General features: G+C 62.4%; 23 protein-coding genes. 8 read left to right on the forward strand and 15 right to left on the reverse strand.

All coding sequences use genetic code 11. From position 1 onward, the window contains the following. The first annotated feature begins 192 nt into the window (after window positions 1-192). Both EV286_RS22095 and pyk read left to right on the forward strand, forming a co-directional pair. Window positions 193-669 carry a DUF1036 domain-containing protein gene (locus EV286_RS22095; RefSeq protein ID WP_132959314.1) on the forward strand — a complete coding sequence of 159 codons (477 nt, stop codon included), beginning with the start codon at window positions 193-195 and terminating at the stop codon, window positions 667-669. Then, window positions 669-2,108, forward strand: coding sequence for a pyruvate kinase (gene pyk / locus EV286_RS22100; protein ID WP_132959476.1), 1,440 nt, complete (start codon window positions 669-671; stop codon window positions 2,106-2,108). Before EV286_RS22095 ends, pyk begins: the two co-directional genes overlap by 1 nt. Window positions 2,109-2,172: 64 nt before the next feature. Here the strand turns inward: pyk and EV286_RS22105 are convergent, their stop codons facing one another. Then, complete coding sequence (locus EV286_RS22105) at window positions 2,173-2,730, reverse strand: DUF4865 family protein (RefSeq protein WP_132959315.1); 558 nt, start codon at window positions 2,728-2,730, stop codon at window positions 2,173-2,175. A 29-nt stretch (window positions 2,731-2,759) separates the two neighbouring features. Beyond that, window positions 2,760-3,179 carry a tautomerase family protein gene (locus EV286_RS22110; RefSeq protein ID WP_132959316.1) on the reverse strand — a complete coding sequence of 140 codons (420 nt, stop codon included), beginning with the start codon at window positions 3,177-3,179 and terminating at the stop codon, window positions 2,760-2,762. Between the two features lie 106 nt (window positions 3,180-3,285). On the opposite strand from EV286_RS22110, the gene EV286_RS22115 reads away from it, so the two are divergent. Then, the gene (locus EV286_RS22115) at window positions 3,286-4,203 is read left to right on the forward strand and encodes a LysR substrate-binding domain-containing protein (RefSeq protein ID WP_132959317.1); all 918 of its coding nucleotides are present in this window, start codon (window positions 3,286-3,288) and stop codon (window positions 4,201-4,203) included. A 17-nt stretch (window positions 4,204-4,220) separates the two neighbouring features. Here EV286_RS22115 and EV286_RS22120 read toward each other — a convergent pair whose 3' ends face one another. Together EV286_RS22120 and EV286_RS22125 are read right to left on the reverse strand one after the other, a co-directional pair. Then, window positions 4,221-5,195: a threonine/serine dehydratase gene (locus tag EV286_RS22120; protein WP_132959318.1), complete on the reverse strand. Its 975-nt coding sequence runs from the start codon at window positions 5,193-5,195 to the stop codon at window positions 4,221-4,223. Window positions 5,196-5,268: 73 nt separating this feature from the next. Next, complete coding sequence (locus EV286_RS22125) at window positions 5,269-6,333, reverse strand: helix-turn-helix domain-containing protein (protein WP_132959319.1); 1,065 nt, start codon at window positions 6,331-6,333, stop codon at window positions 5,269-5,271. Window positions 6,334-6,487: 154 nt separating this feature from the next. On the opposite strand from EV286_RS22125, the gene EV286_RS22130 reads away from it, so the two are divergent. Then, a complete protein-coding gene (locus EV286_RS22130) occupies window positions 6,488-7,195 on the forward strand; it encodes a hypothetical protein (protein WP_132959320.1) in 708 nt (235 codons plus the stop codon). Here EV286_RS22130 and EV286_RS22135 read toward each other — a convergent pair. Continuing rightward, on the reverse strand, window positions 7,182-8,027 hold the full coding sequence (locus EV286_RS22135) for an N-acyl homoserine lactonase family protein (protein ID WP_132959321.1): 846 nt from the start codon (window positions 8,025-8,027) through the stop codon (window positions 7,182-7,184). The genes EV286_RS22130 and EV286_RS22135 overlap by 14 nt on opposite strands. A gap of 84 nt (window positions 8,028-8,111) precedes the next feature. Between EV286_RS22135 and EV286_RS22140 the strand changes: the two genes are divergently transcribed. Beyond that, window positions 8,112-8,711, forward strand: a complete 600-nt coding sequence (locus EV286_RS22140; RefSeq protein WP_132959322.1) for a TetR/AcrR family transcriptional regulator — start codon at window positions 8,112-8,114, stop codon at window positions 8,709-8,711. Here EV286_RS22140 and ggt read toward each other — a convergent pair. Together ggt and EV286_RS22150 are read right to left on the reverse strand one after the other, a co-directional pair. Beyond that, window positions 8,705-10,447 carry a gamma-glutamyltransferase gene (gene ggt, locus EV286_RS22145; RefSeq protein WP_132959323.1) on the reverse strand — a complete coding sequence of 581 codons (1,743 nt, stop codon included), beginning with the start codon at window positions 10,445-10,447 and terminating at the stop codon, window positions 8,705-8,707. The genes EV286_RS22140 and ggt overlap by 7 nt on opposite strands. Window positions 10,448-10,511: 64 nt before the next feature. Next, a complete protein-coding gene (locus tag EV286_RS22150) occupies window positions 10,512-10,901 on the reverse strand; it encodes a helix-turn-helix domain-containing protein (RefSeq protein ID WP_245500789.1) in 390 nt (129 codons plus the stop codon). 105 nt (window positions 10,902-11,006) lie between these two features. Here EV286_RS22150 and EV286_RS22155 point away from each other — a divergent pair, with 105 nt between their 5' ends. After that, a complete protein-coding gene (locus EV286_RS22155; RefSeq protein WP_132959324.1) occupies window positions 11,007-11,333 on the forward strand; it encodes a nuclear transport factor 2 family protein in 327 nt (108 codons plus the stop codon). Continuing rightward, window positions 11,333-12,139, forward strand: a complete 807-nt coding sequence (locus EV286_RS22160; RefSeq protein WP_132959325.1) for an SDR family oxidoreductase — start codon at window positions 11,333-11,335, stop codon at window positions 12,137-12,139. The genes EV286_RS22155 and EV286_RS22160 overlap by 1 nt, the downstream gene beginning before the upstream one ends. Here the strand turns inward: EV286_RS22160 and EV286_RS22165 are convergent. The 6 genes from EV286_RS22165 to EV286_RS22190 form a co-directional block, all read right to left on the reverse strand. Then, window positions 12,091-13,149 (reverse strand): alpha/beta hydrolase, encoded by a 1,059-nt coding sequence (locus tag EV286_RS22165; protein ID WP_132959326.1) that lies wholly within the window; start codon window positions 13,147-13,149, stop codon window positions 12,091-12,093. The two genes, EV286_RS22160 and EV286_RS22165, sit on opposite strands and share 49 nt — an antisense overlap. Window positions 13,150-13,233: 84 nt before the next feature. Further along, window positions 13,234-13,848, reverse strand: coding sequence for a hypothetical protein (locus tag EV286_RS22170; RefSeq protein WP_132959327.1), 615 nt, complete (start codon window positions 13,846-13,848; stop codon window positions 13,234-13,236). A gap of 115 nt (window positions 13,849-13,963) precedes the next feature. Beyond that, a complete protein-coding gene (gene ykgO / locus EV286_RS22175; RefSeq protein WP_003582204.1) occupies window positions 13,964-14,089 on the reverse strand; it encodes a type B 50S ribosomal protein L36 in 126 nt (41 codons plus the stop codon). Between the two features lie 121 nt (window positions 14,090-14,210). Continuing rightward, complete coding sequence (locus tag EV286_RS22180) at window positions 14,211-15,314, reverse strand: 5-(carboxyamino)imidazole ribonucleotide synthase (protein ID WP_132959328.1); 1,104 nt, start codon at window positions 15,312-15,314, stop codon at window positions 14,211-14,213. Next, complete coding sequence (gene purE / locus EV286_RS22185; RefSeq protein WP_132959329.1) at window positions 15,311-15,805, reverse strand: 5-(carboxyamino)imidazole ribonucleotide mutase; 495 nt, start codon at window positions 15,803-15,805, stop codon at window positions 15,311-15,313. Before purE ends, EV286_RS22180 begins: the two co-directional genes overlap by 4 nt. Window positions 15,806-15,826: 21 nt before the next feature. Continuing rightward, entirely contained in the window at window positions 15,827-16,030 is a 204-nt protein-coding gene (locus EV286_RS22190; protein ID WP_132959330.1) for a DUF465 domain-containing protein, read from the reverse strand. Between the two features lie 230 nt (window positions 16,031-16,260). Here EV286_RS22190 and EV286_RS22195 point away from each other — a divergent pair, with 230 nt between their 5' ends. Further along, complete coding sequence (locus EV286_RS22195; RefSeq protein WP_132959331.1) at window positions 16,261-16,434, forward strand: DUF465 domain-containing protein; 174 nt, start codon at window positions 16,261-16,263, stop codon at window positions 16,432-16,434. A gap of 186 nt (window positions 16,435-16,620) precedes the next feature. Here EV286_RS22195 and EV286_RS22200 read toward each other — a convergent pair whose 3' ends face one another. Together EV286_RS22200 and EV286_RS22205 are read right to left on the reverse strand one after the other, a co-directional pair. Next, window positions 16,621-16,881 carry a metalloregulator ArsR/SmtB family transcription factor gene (locus EV286_RS22200; RefSeq protein WP_132959332.1) on the reverse strand — a complete coding sequence of 87 codons (261 nt, stop codon included), beginning with the start codon at window positions 16,879-16,881 and terminating at the stop codon, window positions 16,621-16,623. Between the two features lie 173 nt (window positions 16,882-17,054). Continuing rightward, complete coding sequence (locus EV286_RS22205) at window positions 17,055-17,819, reverse strand: sulfite exporter TauE/SafE family protein (protein ID WP_132959333.1); 765 nt, start codon at window positions 17,817-17,819, stop codon at window positions 17,055-17,057. Window positions 17,820-17,849: the final 30 nt, after the last annotated feature.

The raw sequence follows: 17,849 nt of genomic DNA on the forward strand, positions 1-17,849 counted from the left end.
GTTGCCGCTGCGAGGAATTCGTGCTTGATGGCATGCGCCGGGCGCGCGTGCAAGCTTGCGCTGGCGGTGCATCGATCACCTTGGCCTGCAGTGCCGGGTCCCGAGGGAATATAATCGATTAGAGTTGCGTTGACATTCGCAAGGTGGCAGCGCAGAAGACTAACATCGAATAACCATGGAGCCGTTGTGGCCGTGTTCAGCCAAGTAGCGCCAAGTTTTGCTTCGCGTTCCGGGCCGCTTGCCCGCTTCGCGCTTTTCGCTCTCGTCATTGCTGCGCCCTTCTTCCTTCCCAATGTGGCTCGCGCCGATTTCCGGGTATGCAACGGGACGCAGAATCTCGTTGGCGTTGCCATCGGCTACCGCGCCAAGGATGGCTGGATCACAGAAGGCTGGTGGCAGGTTCCTGCGACGACCTGCGCCACGCTCATCGAGGGCGAGCTTCAATCACGCTATTATTACCTCTACGCCGAGGACGCCGCACGCGGCGGCCGCTGGACAGGCGATATCCAGATGTGCGTGGCGGAGAATGAATTCAAGATCGTCGGCGTGCAGGATTGCTTCGCCCGCGGTCACCAGAGAATGGGATTCAAGGAATACGACACGGGCCGCCAGGGAAGCTGGATGGTTCAGCTGTCCGACACACCAGGGACGCAAGAAAGCCAGAATTGATGAAGCGTAATCGCAAGGTAAAGATCCTAGCCACTCTCGGCCCGGCCTCCAGCGAGGAATCGATGATCGAGAAGCTGCACCAGGCCGGTGCAGACGTCTTCCGCATCAACATGAGCCATTCCAGCCATGACATGATGCGCACATTGATCCAGCGCATACGCGCCGTCGAAGCTCGTTCCGGCCGGCCCATCGGCATCCTTGCCGACCTGCAGGGACCGAAGCTGCGCGTCGGCAAGTTTGCCGAGGGCAAGGTCGACCTGAAGCCAGGCGATACGTTCACGCTCGACAACAAGGATATCCCCGGCGACGGCAGCCGCGTCTTCCTGCCGCATCCGGAAATCCTGGAATCTGTCCAGCCCGGCCACCGGCTGCTGATCGACGACGGAAAGCTGGCGCTCAAGGCTGAGAAGTGCGACGGCAAGAGCATCGTCACCACCGTCATTTCGGGCACGAAGATCTCCGACCGCAAGGGCGTGAGCCTTCCCGACACACTGTTGACCGTCGGCGTGCTGACCGACAAGGACCGCACCGACCTCGACGCCGTGCTCGCGACCAACGACGTCGACTGGGTGGCGCTCTCCTTCGTCCAGCGTCCCGAAGACCTGGCGGAAGTTCGCAAGATCGCTCGCGGCCGCGTCGGCATCATGTCGAAGATCGAGAAGCCGCAGGCCATCGAGCGCATCGAGGAAATCATCGAGCTCTCCGACGCGCTGATGGTCGCCCGCGGAGACCTCGGCGTCGAGATGCCGCTCGAATCCGTTCCGGGCATCCAGAAGCAGCTTATTCGCGCCTGCCGCCGTTCGGGCAAGCCGGTGGTTGTCGCCACGCAGATGCTGGAATCGATGATTTCCGCGCCGGTTCCGACGCGCGCCGAAGTCTCGGACGTCGCCACCGCCGTCTTCGAAGGTGCGGACGCCGTCATGCTGTCGGCCGAATCCGCTTCCGGCGATTATCCGGTCGAAGCTGTCGCGACGATGGCCTCCATCGCGAGCACGATCGAACGCGAGCCGCACTATCCGGGCATCATCTATGCCCAGCGCGCCCAGCCGGAGGCAACCGGCGCCGATGCGATTTCGCTTGCAGCCCGGCAGATTGCCGAAACGCTGAAGCTGTCGGCGATCGTCTGTTACACCTCATCGGGCACGACGGGTCTGCGCGCCTCTCGCGAACGTCCGCAGGTGCCGATCCTGGCGCTGTCGCCGGTCATCCAGACCGCACGCCGCCTAGCCATCGTCTGGGGCCTGCACTGCGTGGTCACCCATGACGCGACCGACCTCGACGACATGGTCAACCGTGCCTGCCGCATCGTCGCCGACGAGGGCTTCGGCAAGCCGGGCGATCGGATCATCATTTCCGCCGGCGTACCGCTCGGCACGCCGGGCGCAACCAACATGCTGCGCATCGCCTACATCGGTTCGGACGGCCAAAGCGGCATCTGATCGCTGCTGCGATTTCGAATTTGCAGAACCCGCCGTCGAAAGACGGCGGGTTTGTTTTTGCGCTCTAGCTGGCGGGCAAGGACATGTGGCCGACGCGATAGACCTGGCCTTCTGCGGCGCTCGGCGGCATGTCGCGATAAAGGTTGAAGCGAACGATGGTCCACGTCCGCGGCTCGAAGGCCGAGACGGAGGCGAGCACGCTGCCTCCAGAGCCGCCGAGTGTCGCGCGCCGCGTCTCTCCTGCGCGAAGATCGGCAAGGTTGGCTTGAGGATCTATCGGGAGCACTTCACGCATTGCGAACTGTGCGGCATCGACGCCCGGCGCAGTCTCCGCGTGCCAGACGATCCAATGATGGATGCTCGGTCGTCCGAAGGCTTGCGTCAGCGCGTCGAAGCCCGGCCCGGTTATGAAGTTGCTGGCGCCCTCCGGCTCGTCCCAGAGATAGAAGGGCGCGTAGAGATTTTCCCGACTGCCGAACTCGCCCTTTCGCGCGCTGAGATAGGCCTTGAAGCGAAGGTGCGGAAAGCCGTCGGTGCCGGGGCCGCGGTCGCGGATGCGGCGGTCGATGATCGCCATGTCGTAGTCGGCGGGCAGGGTGAAGCTGTATTGCATGGCGATCATGGAACGAACTCCCGGTGCCGAATTGTCGTTCATGATGGCTGTGCCGTGGCACGCGCACGCCAACCGTCTTCGGCCATCTGTGCCAGACCGTCGCCAAACGACCATTCGTCGGGCTCGGAAGTGGTAATGGTAATCATGACGTCTTCCTTTCGCAGTCCGGGCGCTTCACCGAGAAGCTCTGCGGCGCGCTTGAAGAAACGCTTCCTTGTCTCGGTGCTGCGCGGCCGGCCGGCATGGATCGCAAACAGTACGAAATCGTCCGAGCGCGGCCCGGCAAGATAGTTGCGATCGAAGATCAGTTCGCCGGGCTCGTGCTGGTGGATTTCGTGGAAGCGGTCGGCAGGCGGCACGTCGAATGCCTCGACCAGCGCGCGGTGAATACTGTCGGAAAGCGCTCGCAGATATTCCGGGGATTTGCCCTTGAGCAAGGATATCCGAACGAAAGGCATGGAAGCCTCCTTGGTTGAGATCTTGACAAGAGGATCATCGCACGACAGTTTAATCCATAAAATCAGAATTTAATGAACAAACGATCCTGAAAATTGGGATTAATTGATGCGCCGTACGATCTTCGATCTCGATGTGCTCCGCACCTTCGTAACCGGGATGGAGCTCGGCAATTTCGCCAAGGCTTCCGAGCGCCTTGGCCGCTCGACTTCGGCGGTCAGCGCGCAGTTGAAGAAGCTGGAAGAGCAGGCGGGCACGCCGATCTTTCGCAAGGCTGGCCGCGGCCTGGCGCTCACCGAGGCGGGCGAGACCATGCTTGCGTACGCCCGCCGTCTTCTCGAACTGAACGACGATGCGGCCGCGGCAGTCCAAAGCGTCGAGCTCGAGGGCTGGGTGCGGCTGGGGCTGCAGGAGGATTTCGGCGAGAATGTCCTTCCCGACGTGCTTGGCCGCTTTGCGCGGGCTCATCCGAAGGTCAGGATCGAAGCTCGTGTCGTGCGCAATGCGGAACTGATAGAGCGCGTCACGACCGGCAAGCTCGACCTTGCACTCGCCTGGAGCGACGGGACGCTCACTGCCCATTGCGAGAAGATCGGCGAGGTGCCGATGCGATGGATCGGTCCGGCGTCCGGCGCTGCCGCCTGGAATGCTGCGAGCGGCGAGCCGCTGCCGCTCGCTTCGCTGGAGGCGCCTTGCCTGTTGCGGACGGCAGCGACGAACGCGCTCGACCGCGCCAACATTGCCTGGCGCCTGTCATTCGTCAGCCCCAGCCTTGGCGGGCTTTGGGCGGCGACCGCTGCCGGCCTCGGCATCACGGTCCGCACGCCGATCGGCCTTCCGGCCAAGGTCAGGCCGATTGCGCCTTCTTCTGTCGGGCTGCCGCAGCTGCCTTCACTCGGCCTCGTCCTTCATCGCGCCGAGGCCGATCCGGATGCCGCGACATCGCGACTTGCTTCCCTCGTACTGCAATCCGTTCGGGACGCGCTCTTCGACGCGGTTCCTCAAAGGGAACTGATCAGTGCGTGAAGCCGGCGGCCCGCGTCTCAGCCAAAACGCTCCAGGGCCGTTGCGAAGACCTCTGCATCGACATTTCCGCCGGAAGCGAAGGCGATCACGGTATCGCCCTTGATCTCATCCTTGCGGAAAAGCGCCGCCGCGAGCGCGACCGCGCCGCCGGGCTCGATCACGATCTTGAGCCTCGAGAACGCGATCGCCATGGCCTGGAGTGCCTCCTCGTCCGTCACCACGAGGCCGGGGCCGCAGAGCCGCTGCAGGATTGGGAAGGTGATATTGCCGGGCTGCGGCGTGACGATCGCATCGCAGATGGAACCGGACATCGTCGCGTTTCGCTCGATCTTGCCCGCTGCCAGGGAACGCGTCGCATCATCGAAGCCGGCCGGCTCGCAGGGACGCACCCGCAGGCCGGGAGCCCGTGCTTCCAGAGCGAGCGAGATGCCGGAGGTGAGGCCGCCTCCGCCGCAGGGCACGAGCACCTCTGCAGTTTCGATACCTGCCTCGGTGGCCTGCTCGGCGATTTCAAGACCGGATGTGCCCTGGCCGGCGATTACGAGAGGTTCGTCGAAGGGCTTGATAAGGGTAAGCCCTCTTTCCTTTGAAAGCCTTGCGCCGATTTCGTCGCGATCTTCCTTTATGCGATCGTAGAGCACGACCTCGGCGCCGAAGGCGCGGGTGTTGTCGATCTTCAGCTTCGGTGCATCGATTGGCATGACGATCACCGCGGGCACGCCGTGCATCCGGGCCGCGAGCGCGACCCCTTGGGCGTGGTTGCCGGAAGAGAAGGCGATGACGCCCCTGGCCCTGATCTCGGGCGGCAGCGCCGACACGGCCGACCAACCGCCGCGGAACTTGAAGGACCCGGAATGCTGCAGGCATTCGGCTTTCACGAAGACGCGCCGCCCCGCAATCTCATCGACGAAAGGGGAGGAGAGAAGCGGCGTGCGGCGGACATGGCCGTCCAGGCGCGCACGGGCGGCTTCGATCATTTCAATGGATGCCATGGGGAGACTCTCTTGAGGGAACAGATGGGGATATGAATAGGGCGCACCCGGCAGCTTGGAAACGGTCACTTTGTCACGGTAACACGAAAGCGACCCGTGCCTCGTCTCTGTCCTGTTGAGGCTGGTTCTCGGCGCGCCGTCGGAACTCGGTCGGGCTTTCGCCGGTCACGCGAGCGAATTCACGGTTGAAATTGGATTTGCTGATGAAGCCGGAGTCGAACATCACCCGCGTCACCGGATGATCCGTCGCCGCAAGCGCGTCGCAGGCATGGCGGATGCGGAAGGCATTCACATATTGGGAGACGCTCATGCCATGGATGCGGTTGACGGCCATGGAGACGCGCCGGGCCGGCAGGCCGAGCTTGCGGGCGATGCGGTTGAGATTGAGATCCGGATCGAGGTAGATCGCCTTCGACTGCATGAGCGCATCCAACGCTGCTGCTGCGCTGCCGTCCTCTTCGGTCGGCGCCGGATTGACGGTCATCTCGGCGGCGAGCTCTTCGGCAGACTGGTTGGTGCCGGCGACGAGCGCCGCGCCGCCGAGGATGAGGAGCGCAATCACGTTGCCGAAGGCAACGATCGAGGCGGCGTGGGCCCCACCGGACCGCTCGAAATCGAGGCTGATGAAGACATCGCTGAGGCCTCCGGCGACAACGGCGGTGGCTGTGATCAGCAGAGATCGGTAGGAAAGCAGCGTCCCGTCCAGCCGCGAGGCGATCAGGCCGTCAGGTCCGCGCCGGGCGAGCCAGAAAAGCGCCACGCCATAGCCGATAAAGATCATGATCAGGACGAAGCCCATCGGCTCGCGCCAAAAGGCGAGCATCAAGGCGATCGTCGCGGCCGGGAGGGCATGCGGCCAGAGCCTGGTGAGACGCAGCGGCTCTTCGAGTGTCAAGTTGCGGAAGCTGATCCAGGCAATCGCGGGGATCAAGGCAGCCGTGATCGACTGCGCCGGCATGATCGCCAGGATCTCGTAGCCCCAGCGAATCCCGATGAACACCGATTGCAACGCATAGACGCCGATGAGGAACATGAAGGGTTGCCTCTCCCTCGCGCGCCAGTCCTCCTGCCGAAGCATGCGCACCAGCAGGATCGCAAGCAGCAGTGCAACGACGAAAGGCAAGGGCACGAAGATCATGGGCATGTCCGGCAAGGGTTGGTGACTATCCAACATCACATTGGCCTCGATCGCAATCGCGGGCGACCCGGATCATGATCGAGGTCTTCGCATGAAAAGAGAACCGCCAGTCTGCAGCCGACCGCAATCCTGCGGAGCAGCTACGGAGCACGCGATGACGATCATCCTTTCCATCCCGATTTTCATACTCACCCTGATGTCGGCGCTTGCCGGCCCAGCGCCCGCGGGCGAGACGATCGATCTTTCGACGATACGCAGCATCGTCATTACCGGCGATGCAAGCGCCATCGAGATCACCACCTCGGCGGAGGAACCATATCGCGCCAGCGTCAGCGGACGCCGGTCCGGCTGGTTCTCCTCCTGGTACTCGAGCTGGTTCTACAATTCCTGCAACGACCGCAGCCGCTTCGGCATCGAGGGAACGACGCTGACCATCGATGTCGCGCTTTCGGCCTGGAGCGACATCGCCGATTGCGCCCCGCATCTCTCCGCCAATATTCCCGCCGGCGTCGCCGTCCGTATCGAGCAGGAGGCCTTCTCGGCGGATCTCGACGGCGATTTCTCGAGTTTCGCGACGACGACAAACGCGGCCGACATCACGCTCAACGGCCACGCATCCGCCGTCGACATCAGCGGCAGCGCGGTGCGGGCGAACCTCAGCTATGCGCGCGTCCTGCGCGACGAAAAGGTCGCGATAACGGCGCAGTCGCTCGATGCCTTTGTCGGCTTCGGCAAGGATGTGCCAGTCGATTATACGGTCACCGCGAAGGCTTCCTATGTCGACAGCCTCGTGCCGAGCGTTCCCGGCAGCCGGCCGCTGGTCAACATCCGCGGTGATTTCGTTCGCGTCAGGATCCGGTAAAGGTCCTGCCGGCTGCGAGCCTTGCCGGCCCGTCGGGATCGTGTGCAGGCAGGATGATGGTCGGCTCGCTGGTGGCGAACTGCCTGATGGCGCGCAGCGTCGCCTCCGAGATGGTCGGATCGTAGGTCACGCCATCGGCCTTCCCGTTGGCGAGATTGGCCTCCGTGTAGGTGGCGTCGCCGGCGAGGAAATAGGTGATGCCCGCATCGCGGACGACGACGGAGACGTGGCCTTTCGCGTGGCCCGGCGTCGGCACCAGGAAGATGCTGCCGTCACGGGTGATCGGGTGCGATGCGGGGAAGGGGCCAACCGGCGGGCCGTCCATGTCCACGAGCTCCGGCTTCAGCCAGACCGGCCAGCGCTGCGGCAGGCATCCCATCATCATGCCCATCAGGCCTCGCGAGACCTCGTAGTTCTCCCGGGGCGCTATGATGCGGTTGTGAGGGAAATGATCGAGGCCGCCGGTATGGTCGTGGTGGAAATGGGTGAGGATCACCACCTCGATGTCACGCGCCGGGTCGAGGCCCATGGCGGCAAGGCGGGGACCGATCTCCTCCAGCGGCGCAACCTTGATGACGACTTCCCTGGTGAAAAAGGGATTCCAGCGCGGCAGGTAGCCGGGCACGGAATTGCGCCAGGTGTCGCCCGTATCGACAAGGAAGCGTCCCTCGGGATGCTCGATCAGGAAGCAGAAGATCGGCAGCGGATCGACCCAGTTGCGATCGCGGAAGATATCAACCTTGCGGCCGAAGGCACCGCGGCCGTCGCGCCCCGTCTTTTGCGCGGTCTTCATCCGGGCCTTGCCGGTTTCGATGGGTGTGATCCTGATCATCGTGGCGTCTCCAAAAAGAACGGTCGTTCTACTAGCGCTAATTGGATGACTTGTAAAGAACGAGCGTTCGTTTTATTTAAAGGCATGCCAAGAATCACTGAAGAGAGACGTGCGGCCCGACGCCTTGAAATATTGGAGGCCGCCTGGCGCTGTTTCCACCGGCAGGGACTGCACCTGACGACGATGGACGACATCATCCGCGAATGCGGGCTCTCCGCTGGCGCGGTCTACGGCTATTTCAAGAACAAGGACGAGTTGATCCTGGAAGCTGTCGTGACCTCGCTTTCGGCGCTCGGGGTTGCGTTGGCGCCTGTCTTCGAGAGCGAGCCAGCCCCGCCGCCGGCTCAACTCATCGAGAATATCCTAGCGGTAGTGGACAGGTTCTCGGCGCGCAGCGGCTACGATCTGAAGCGGATTGCGTTGCTGGGATGGGCGGAATCGCAGCGCAGTGCCGCCGTCCTGGAGGCCATGCACGGCCACTACCTAGGTTTTCTCGCCCGGTTCGAGACGCTCGCCGAGCGCTGGCGCAGCCAGGGCGTCATCAATGCGGCTGCCGACGGCAGCGCCTTCGCAAAGACGCTGCTTTCTCTTGTCATGGGATATGTGGCGCAATCGGCAATCCTGGGCGAGCTCAAGGCCGAGACTATCCGAAAGGGCCTCGACGGCTTGCTGAAGGCTCAGTAGCCCCTCGCTGCCCCTTCCGCGGCGCGGCTGTCCATCGCGCCGTTGAATCTGGCGCCGCCGCCCTTTTGAATGTCAGCCACGCTCTTGCCGCCGACGAGAATGCCCGCGGCCTGGCCCCAGACCGGCCCTCCTATGCCGCCTTCGAAGCTGTAGCCCATGGCGGCGAGCGCCTTCTCTGTATCGGGAGAAAGGGCGTAGGGCTCCAGATAGATCTTGTCGGGCTGCCACTGGTGATGGATACGCGGCGCGTTGACGGCCTGGCTGATATCCATGCCGAAGTCGACGACGTTCAGGATCGCTTCCAGCGTGATGGTGATGATACGCGAGCCGCCGGGGCTGCCGATCACCATGAATGGCTTGCCGTCCTTCGTCACGATCGTCGGGCTCATCGAGGAGAGGGGTGTCTTCTTCGGTTCGATGGCGTTGGCCTCGCCCTGCACGAGCCCATAAAGATTGGGAACGCCGGGCTTGGAGGTGAAGTCGTCCATCTCGTTGTTGAGCAACACACCGGTTCCGGGGGCGACGACACCGGCGCCGAAGGAGCCGTTCAGCGTATAGGTAACCGCGACGGCATTCCCCTCGTCATCGATGATCGAATAATGCGTCGTCTCGGTGCTTTCCTTGCCGCCGAGGGGTTTCAGATCTTTCGAGGTGCCCGCCTTGTAGGGATCTATCTTCTTGCGGATCGCAGCTGCGTAGCTCCTGTCGAGCAACGTCGAAACCGGATTGTCGACGAAATCGGGATCGCCAAGCGCGGCATTGCGGTCGACATAGGCATAGCGCATGGCCTCGACCATGATATGCACCGCCTCCGATGAGCCGAAGCCGAGATAGGAGAGCGGATAGCCCTCGAGTACGTTCAGGATTTCGCAGATGATGACGCCGCCGGAAGAGGGAGGCGGCGATGAAATGATGTCGTAGCCACGGTAGCTGCATTCTACCGGCTTCAGTTCACGGACCGCATACTGATCGAAATCGCCCTTCGCGAGGATGCCGCCCTTTTCCGCGCTTGCCTTCACGATTGCCTCTGCCGGCGCGCCTTTGTAGAAGGCGTCCGGACCTTTTTCGGAGATTGCCGAGAGCGTTCCGGCGAGGTCGTTCTGGACAAGCGTTTCGCCTGCGCCATAGGGCTTGCCGTCGGCTTTCAGGAAGATCTTTGCCGCCGCCTCGTCCTTGGCGAGCCGCTTGGCGGCGGTGGCAAGGGCGGTTGCATCACCCTGGCCAAGCACGAAACCCTCGCGGGCGTAGCGGATCGCGGGCGCGATCAGTTCCTCGCGCGACTTGGTGCCGTATCGTTGCCGCGCCGTTTCCAGGCCGAGTACGGATCCCGGCACGCCGACGGCGAGATAGCCGTCGAGGCTTGCCCGCGGAACGATCTCGCCCTTGTCGTCCTGATACATCGTTTTCGTGGCAGCAAGCGGCGCGCGCTCGCGGAAATCCAGGAAGGTCGTCTTCCCGTCCTTCAGCCGGATGGTCATGAAGCCGCCGCCACCGAGGTTGCCCGCCGTCGGATAGACCACAGCCAATGCATAGCCGACGGCGACCGCCGCATCCACCGCATTGCCGCCGTCTTTGAGAACCCCGACCCCGACATCGGAGGCAAGGCGATGCGCCGTCACTACCATGCCATGCTCGGCCATGACCGGCGCCGGGGATGCCGCGAGCGAACCGTGCAGCGGTACGACCGACAAAGCCAGGGCAAGGACGAAAGAGATCACTCTGAAATTGCTGCGCATGCCGGTTCCCCCCGACTGTTATAATGAAGGCGCGTCCTTCAACCCGGGCGCCGGGTTATGCACGTCACGTATGCTTCGCCCGCTCATGAGCCGCGACAAGCTCGGCCGGTGAGGGGATATCCGGATCCTCTCGTATTCCGTCATCGGGCCTGGCTGCGGCCCATCTCAACAATGCGTCGAGCGCCGGACAAAGCGACTGGCCCCATTCGGTCAGGCAATATTCGACCTTGGGCGGCACCTGATGATGCACGATGCGCCGGACGATGCCGTCGATCTCCATCTGGCGCAACTGCTGGATCAGCATCTTCTGCGAGATTGCCGGTATGGCGCGTTCGAGATCGGAGAAGCGCCGCACCTTGCCGCCGAAGAGCTGGAACAGGATCACCAGCTTCCATCGACCTTCGAGAATTTTCAGAACATTTTCAACGCCTGCTGCGGCGGAATGGGGTTTCATTGCCATACCTTACTTTTTTGTAAGTACCATACTTTTTTGTCAGTTCTTGCGAAATTTCCAGTGTACTCGCATCTTCTGGGGCAGACAACAGAAAGGACCTGATCCATGGGCATAGAACTCCCGAAACCCCTGGCCGCCTATTTCGCCGCCAAAAACAGAAAAGACATAGACGGCATGCTTTCGGCCTTTGCCGCGGATGCGATCGTACACGACGAAGGCGAGGATCATCACGGAAGGGCCGCCATCCGCAGCTGGATGGAAGAGACGACCAGAAAATATGCCGTGACCGCCGACGTCACGGAGCTTGCGAAGGACGGAGAAAAGCTGAGAGTCGCCGCTCTGGTCTCCGGAACTTTTCCAGGCAGCCCCGCCACGCTGCATTACAATTTCACGCTCGAAGGCGATGCAGTCAAGCGGCTGGAGATTGGCTGATGACCATCGCAGCAACATTCTCATGTGATCCGAACGAGTTCGCCGGCAAGCGCATTCTCGTCACCGGCGGAACCAAGGGCGTTGGCGAGGCCATGGTTCGCCGGCTTTCGGCGGGCGGCGGCCGCGTCGCCACGACTGCCCGTTCGCCCCGGTCTGCGAGCGACCAGCCGGAGGAACTCTTCGTCCAGGCAGATATCAGCACCGCGGAAGGCGTTGAAGGCGTGGCGCGCCGGGTCATGGAGGTCTTCGGCGGCATCGACATCCTGATCAACAACGTCGGTGGCTCCTCGGCACCGAGCGGCGGCTTTGCGGCACTTACCGACGAGCTTTGGCAGGCGGACATAAACGCCAATCTCTTGGCGCCAGCCAGGCTCGACCGCGCCTTCCTGCCCGGTATGATCGAGCGCGGCGAAGGTGTGATCATCCATGTCACGTCGATCCAGGCACGCCTGCCGCTCTACGAGGCGACGCTTGCCTATGCGGCTGCGAAGGCGGGCCTTTCCACCTATAGCAAGGGGCTCTCCAAGGAGGTGGGACCGAAGGGCGTGCGGGTGAACAGGATCGCACCCGGCTTTACGGAGACGACTGCCGCGACAGCGCTCATCAGGCGGCTTGCCGACAAAGCCGGAACCGACATGCAGGCGGCGCGGCAGCAACTGATGGATTCGCTCGGCAGCATCCCGATCGGCCGCCCGGCGCGACCCGAGGAGGTTGCAGAACTCGCTGCATTCCTGGCGTCCGATCGCGCGGCGTCCATTCACGGTGCTGAATATACCATCGACGGGGGAACCGTTCCCACGGTCTGATCCTCCCGGTCGACCCGCAGGAGCGCGATGCGTTCTTCCACGGCACGGGCAATCGCCTGCAGGTCGCGCGGCCGGCCGGCGATGCTCTCCATCGCCGCGATAGCGAGGTCGGTCGCGACATAGTCCGGCTTATGGCCCAATCCCTTGACGGCGATCAGCTGGGCGCCGGGAATATCGCGAGCGAGGCCGCGGGAATGAAGATGTTCCCAGACAATCCTGTCGCTGTCGCCGGTGATGATGATCGCCGGCGACTTTATGTTTCGGTAAAGAGGTGCGTTCACCCCGAGATAGTCGCGGAACCGGGCCAGCTCGGCCGCGTTGCTGCGGAATGTTCCGGGTCGCAGGGCAAGTTCCGGACCGGTCGTCGCTACATAGTCCTTGGGCCGCGGATTGGGGTGGAAGATGTTCAGCGTGCCGAGCTCCACCCGACGCAGACCGAGCGGCACGACGAAGACGCGATTGAAGAGCCAGCCGAGAAGCGGCACGGTGGCGACGTGATAGTACCAATCGATGCCCCCTTCCCAGGGGTGGGTTGCTGGGGCAAGGAAGACGAGCCCGGCGGTTTTTTCAGGGTGCCGCACCCCGAAGGCGGCCGCGATGGCGCCGCCGAAGGAATGGCCGACGATGATCGCCCGCTTGATTCTATGGGCGTCCATAAGGCGGGCGATCGTGTCCGCCTGGCCGGAGGGGAGGGCGTTTTCAGGGCCGCCGCGTTCGGAATAGCCGTGGCCGGGCCTGTCGACGAAAAGCAGTTCCGCCTTGCCCTCCAGCTGTTCCCGAAAGGCGCCGGCCTGGTCGCGGAGATTGCCGCTTGCGCCATGGATGAAGACGAGTGCCGGAAGATCGGCATCCGGCGACGCAGGGACGTGGAGCGCATTCATCCTGAAGCCGCCGACATCCTTGAGTTCGCCGATATTGGGATATGCCTGTTCGAAGCTTCTCGCTTTGTAGGAGGAATAGGCGAGAGCAGCAGCAAGCGGCAACGCGGCGGCGAATAGTTCGGCGATCATGACATGTCTTGACGATCGATAGAGTTGCGTGTCGGGCGACGAGGCCCCCTCATGCAATTATGGCGCGCGTGCCGCGCGTCAATATCAGGTGCGGCTGCCGGCCAGCTTTTCCGAAAGCCGGTTCACCTGCTCCTGCGCCGTCTTGTCGGCGGGGTAGACCTCGAGGAAGCGCTCCCAGGCCTTGAGCGTGATCTGATCGTTGCCCGATTCGCTCAGGATCGCGGCCATGCCGGCGAGGGCCCCGAAATGGCGCGGCTCGAGCGTCAGCACCTGGTTGATATCGGCCATCGACTTGCGATAGTTGCCCATCGCGTAGTTCAGCGTTGCTCGCCGGTTCCAGCCCTCGACATAGTCCGGCTTGAGGGCGATAGCCTGATCGAGGAAATCGAGAGCGGCCGGGTTGCGCTTCTCCTCGATCGCCTGGTTCGCCCACTGCATGAGAAGATTGACCGTCGCGCTGCCGGAATCGTTCCATTCCATGCGGATCTGGTTGGCAATCGTCTGCGCCTTTTCAGGATCGCTCGTGCGCCTCAGTTCGGCGAAGAGGTTGTCCAGCCGCTGCTGGGGGGAAGTGTTGACGTCCTTCTGTTCGATGATGACCGAACCGTCGGCGGCCGCGGCAAAGGGCGCTGCCAGGAGGATGGACGAGAGGAGCGGCACCGCCGCGCAGGACAGACGAAAAAAGCGCATGGCGGGCATGGTAGCCCGCCAGCGCCGAAGATCAAAGCAAATTTGACGTGATCGCGAAAGCACCGCGATCAGGCTCTTTCCGCAGCAGCCTGAAAAAGGCCGGCGAAAAGCGCCCCGCGCGCAATCAGCCCTGACGGGCCTTGTAGCGCGGGTTCAGCTTGTTGATGATGTAGATACGGCCCTTGCGGCGGACCAGACGGTTGTCGCGATGGCGCGCCTTGAGCGACTTGAGCGAATTCTTGATCTTCATTTTTCTGATCCGCGAGGTTTATGGGGGAATGTCACATTCGCCCGCTTCTTAACAATCAAAAGCGCGCCGCAGGGCGCGCCGTTTAGGTTGGGCAGGCAAATAACCCGCCGCCTTTGCCGTGTCAACGGTCTCGGGCCTTTTTTCCGGGGACATCGGGCTCCGCGCGCGTGGAGGTCAGTGTCGTGACGTGCCCCATCTTTCGGCCAGGACGGGCCTCGGCCTTGCCGTAGAGATGGACGAGGGTGTCGTCGCGCCTGAGCCATTCCGGCAGTGAAACGATGTCGTTGCCGATCAGGTTCTGCATGATGCAGTCGGAATGCCGGTCGGCCTTTCCTAGCGGCAGCCCGGCAACGGCGCGGATATGCTGCTCGAACTGCGAGACGACGCAGGCCGCCTCGGTCCAGTGGCCCGAGTTGTGGACACGGGGCGCCATCTCGTTTGCGATCAGGCTTCCGTCCGCCAGGACGAAGAACTCGATTCCGATGACGCCGACATAGCCGAGCGCGGAAAGGATTCTGGCCGCGGCGTCGCGAGCGACAGCTGCCGTCTCCGGCAGGATACGGGCGGGGACGGTCGAGGTGTGAAGAATGCCGTCGCGATGGACGTTCTCGGCCGGATCATAGCAGACGATGTCGCCATCGGCGGAGCGTGCCGCGATGATCGAGACTTCGCGCTCGAAGGCGACGAAGCTCTCAAGAATGAGCGGCACGCCACCCAGGGCCGCGTAGCCGCCTTCGATGCCGTCGGCGGTCGAGCGATAGACCTTCTGACCCTTGCCGTCATAGCCGAGCCGGCGTGTCTTCAGTACGCCCTGGCCGGAAAAATCCGCAAGGGCAGCCTCGAGATCCGCCTGGCCGTCTACGGCATGGAATTTGGCCGTTGCTATGCCGCAGTCATTGATGAAGCGCTTCTCGACCAGCCGGTCCTGCGAGACCGCGAGCGCCTTTGGCGGCGGGTAGACGGGAACCTCGCGGGCAAGGGTCTCAGCGGCTGCGACGGGGACGTTCTCGAATTCGTAGGTAACGACATCGCAGAGGCGGGCGAGCTCGGCCAAGGCAGCCGGGTCGTCATACGCGGCAGGAATCTGGAGGTTTGCGACCTGCGCTGCCGGACAGTCAGCCTCGGGCTCCAATATGACTGTGCGGAAACCCAGACGGGCCGCCGCCATGGCAAGCATGCGGCCAAGCTGGCCGCCGCCGATGATACCGATCGCCCTGATCGTCATAGGTCGTCCATCGGGTATTCCGCGACCGCCGCGCTCTGGCGGGCACGCCATTCATCGAGCCTGTCGGCGATCTCTTCATCGGAAAGAGCAAGCACGGCCGCGGCAAGCAGGGCGGCATTGATCGCGCCGGCCTTGCCGATCGCAAGCGTGCCTACGGGAATGCCGGCCGGCATCTGCACGATGGAGAGGAGGCTGTCCTGGCCCGAGAGAGCCTTCGACTGCACCGGCACGCCGAAGACCGGCAGCGGAGTCATTGAGGCGGCCATTCCCGGCAGATGCGCTGCCCCGCCCGCACCCGCGATGATTACCTTGAAACCCTCGTCCCGGGCGCTCTTCGCAAAGGCGGCGAGCCTGTCGGGCGTGCGATGCGCCGAAATGATGCGTGCATCATAGCTTATCTCGAGGACTTCGAGCGTATCGGCGGCGTTCTTCATGGTCTCCCAGTCGGACTGGCTGCCCATGATGATGGCAACGGGTGGTCTGTCTGTCATCGCGGCAATGGTTCCTCGAGCTCAGGCAATGATATCCGGAATGATCTGGTCTTCCAGCTTCGTCAGCTTGTCCTTGATCGCAAGCTTCTTCTTCTTCATGCGCTGGACGCGCAGGGCATCGCAGCCCGTTTCTATCATGGCGTTGATCGCGACGTCGAAATCTTCGTGCTCCTGACGCAGACGCGCGACCTGCAGCCTGATTTCCGCCTGTTCCTGATCGGCCATTTCAAATCCCCATTATAGCCGGCGCACCGTTGTCCGCTCCGCCAATGATTTCCGCAAGCTCCTATCACCAAATGGCTGCAACGGGAAGTTATCCGTGACCACGATTTTGCCCTTCTCAAACCATGTTTTGGCCTTCGACAAGCCTTCAAAATTGTGTCACACTTCCGCTGTTGAAGCCTAGAACCCCGGCGACTGGATAGCTGGGGAAGGCAAGAGGAAGGAAGGCTCAAATGACAATTCAAGCCCATCTTGAATCGCTTCAGAAAAAGCATGTCGCTCTTGAGGAGGAACTGCACCTCGCAAGAACGTCTCCCTCTCGTGATGATTCCGAAATTGCTGAAATAAAGCGGAGAAAGCTGCGCATCAAAGACGAAATGGAACGTCTTAGGTCATCCGTCCACTAACTAACCACGCTCTCAAAGATCGCCGGGCGATCGTCTTGTGTTCATAAGAGGTATCGAACCCAAGATTCAGGAGACCCCCTTCACAAGATCAGATGACGCCCAATCATCATAGACATGCGCCAGCTTCGCAAAGTATGAGAGTGGAAGTTGGCGCAGCCTTCGGCAAGGTCCTGCGGACAGCCCGTTTCAAGCCCAGAACTGATCCAGCCACAGATTGAGCTTGTCAAATCCCCTGTTATTCACCGCGTAGATGCGCTTCGTACCTTCCGAGGTGACGGAGACGAGGTTGCTGTCGAGAAGCGCTTTCAGGTGCTGCGACACAGCCGGACGGCTGATCGGCAGCCCCTGTGCAAGCTCATTTACCGTCCTCGGGGCGCGCCGCAACTCCTCCAGCAGAAACCGCCGGTTTGGATCAGAGATCGCAGCGAAGGGGTCCATGGTCGACATAAGAAAAAGCTACGTCAAAGCTTCGCACGCGGCAAGTCAATAATTGTGCACCGCAATGAAACTGCTGCGGTGCCAAGCATAAATCTCGATATATTGGACGCAATTCATTGGAAGGGGCGTCAGCGCTACTCATCCCGGCTGCTGAAGATGAGTTCCGGGCGGTAAGCGAACGCCTAGAATCCCAGTCCTTCCCTCACGATCAGAAGCGCTGCAATGAAAGCCATGCCGTACATGAAGGGGTAGAAAATATCCGGCTTCATGCGGCGGATCACCCATGCGCCGGCAATCGTCGCGAGCGGCGCAAAGGGCAGGAGCGTGGCTGATGCCATGAGGTTGGTAGTGTCGAGCTGTCCGAGCGCGAAATATGGTATGAGCTTGATCGCATTCATGATTGCGAAGAAGCGCACGCTCGTTCCGGTATATTCGCGCGGGTGCAGCTTCAGCGGCAGCGCGTAGATCTGAAAGGGAGCGCCCCCGGCATGCGCGACGAAACTGCCATAGCCGGACAGTGTTCCCCATAGGGCCGCGCGAACTGGACGCTGGCCGGCCGGCGGCAATACGCGATGACGCCCGGGACCGAAGTTGTTGTAGAAGTAACGCAGTACGAACAGAATGGTGACGAGGCCGATCACCAGCCGCAGGACGTAGCCGGGCACGATCGCCGATGTCGCCCAGCCGAGCGCGATGCCGAAGATGCCGCCGGGCAGCAGGATCTTCAGCGTCGGGGTATCGCCGTGCTGGCGCCATATCCAGAGCGAGATCAGGTCCATGAAGATGAGGATGGGCAGCAGGATGGCGGCGGCCTGGACCGGCGAGACGACGAGGGCGAGGATCGGCACGCCCATCAGCGAAAGCGCATCGCCCATTCCTCCCTTGGTCAAGCCGACCAGAACGACCGCGGGGATCGCCGCGGCATAGAACGAATAGTCCGGCAGCATGGCTTTTGACGGTTCCTCCTCTTGTCAGTC

Source organism: Rhizobium sp. BK251, from assembly GCF_004345245.1.
Classification (GTDB): Bacteria; Pseudomonadota; Alphaproteobacteria; order Rhizobiales; family Rhizobiaceae; genus Rhizobium.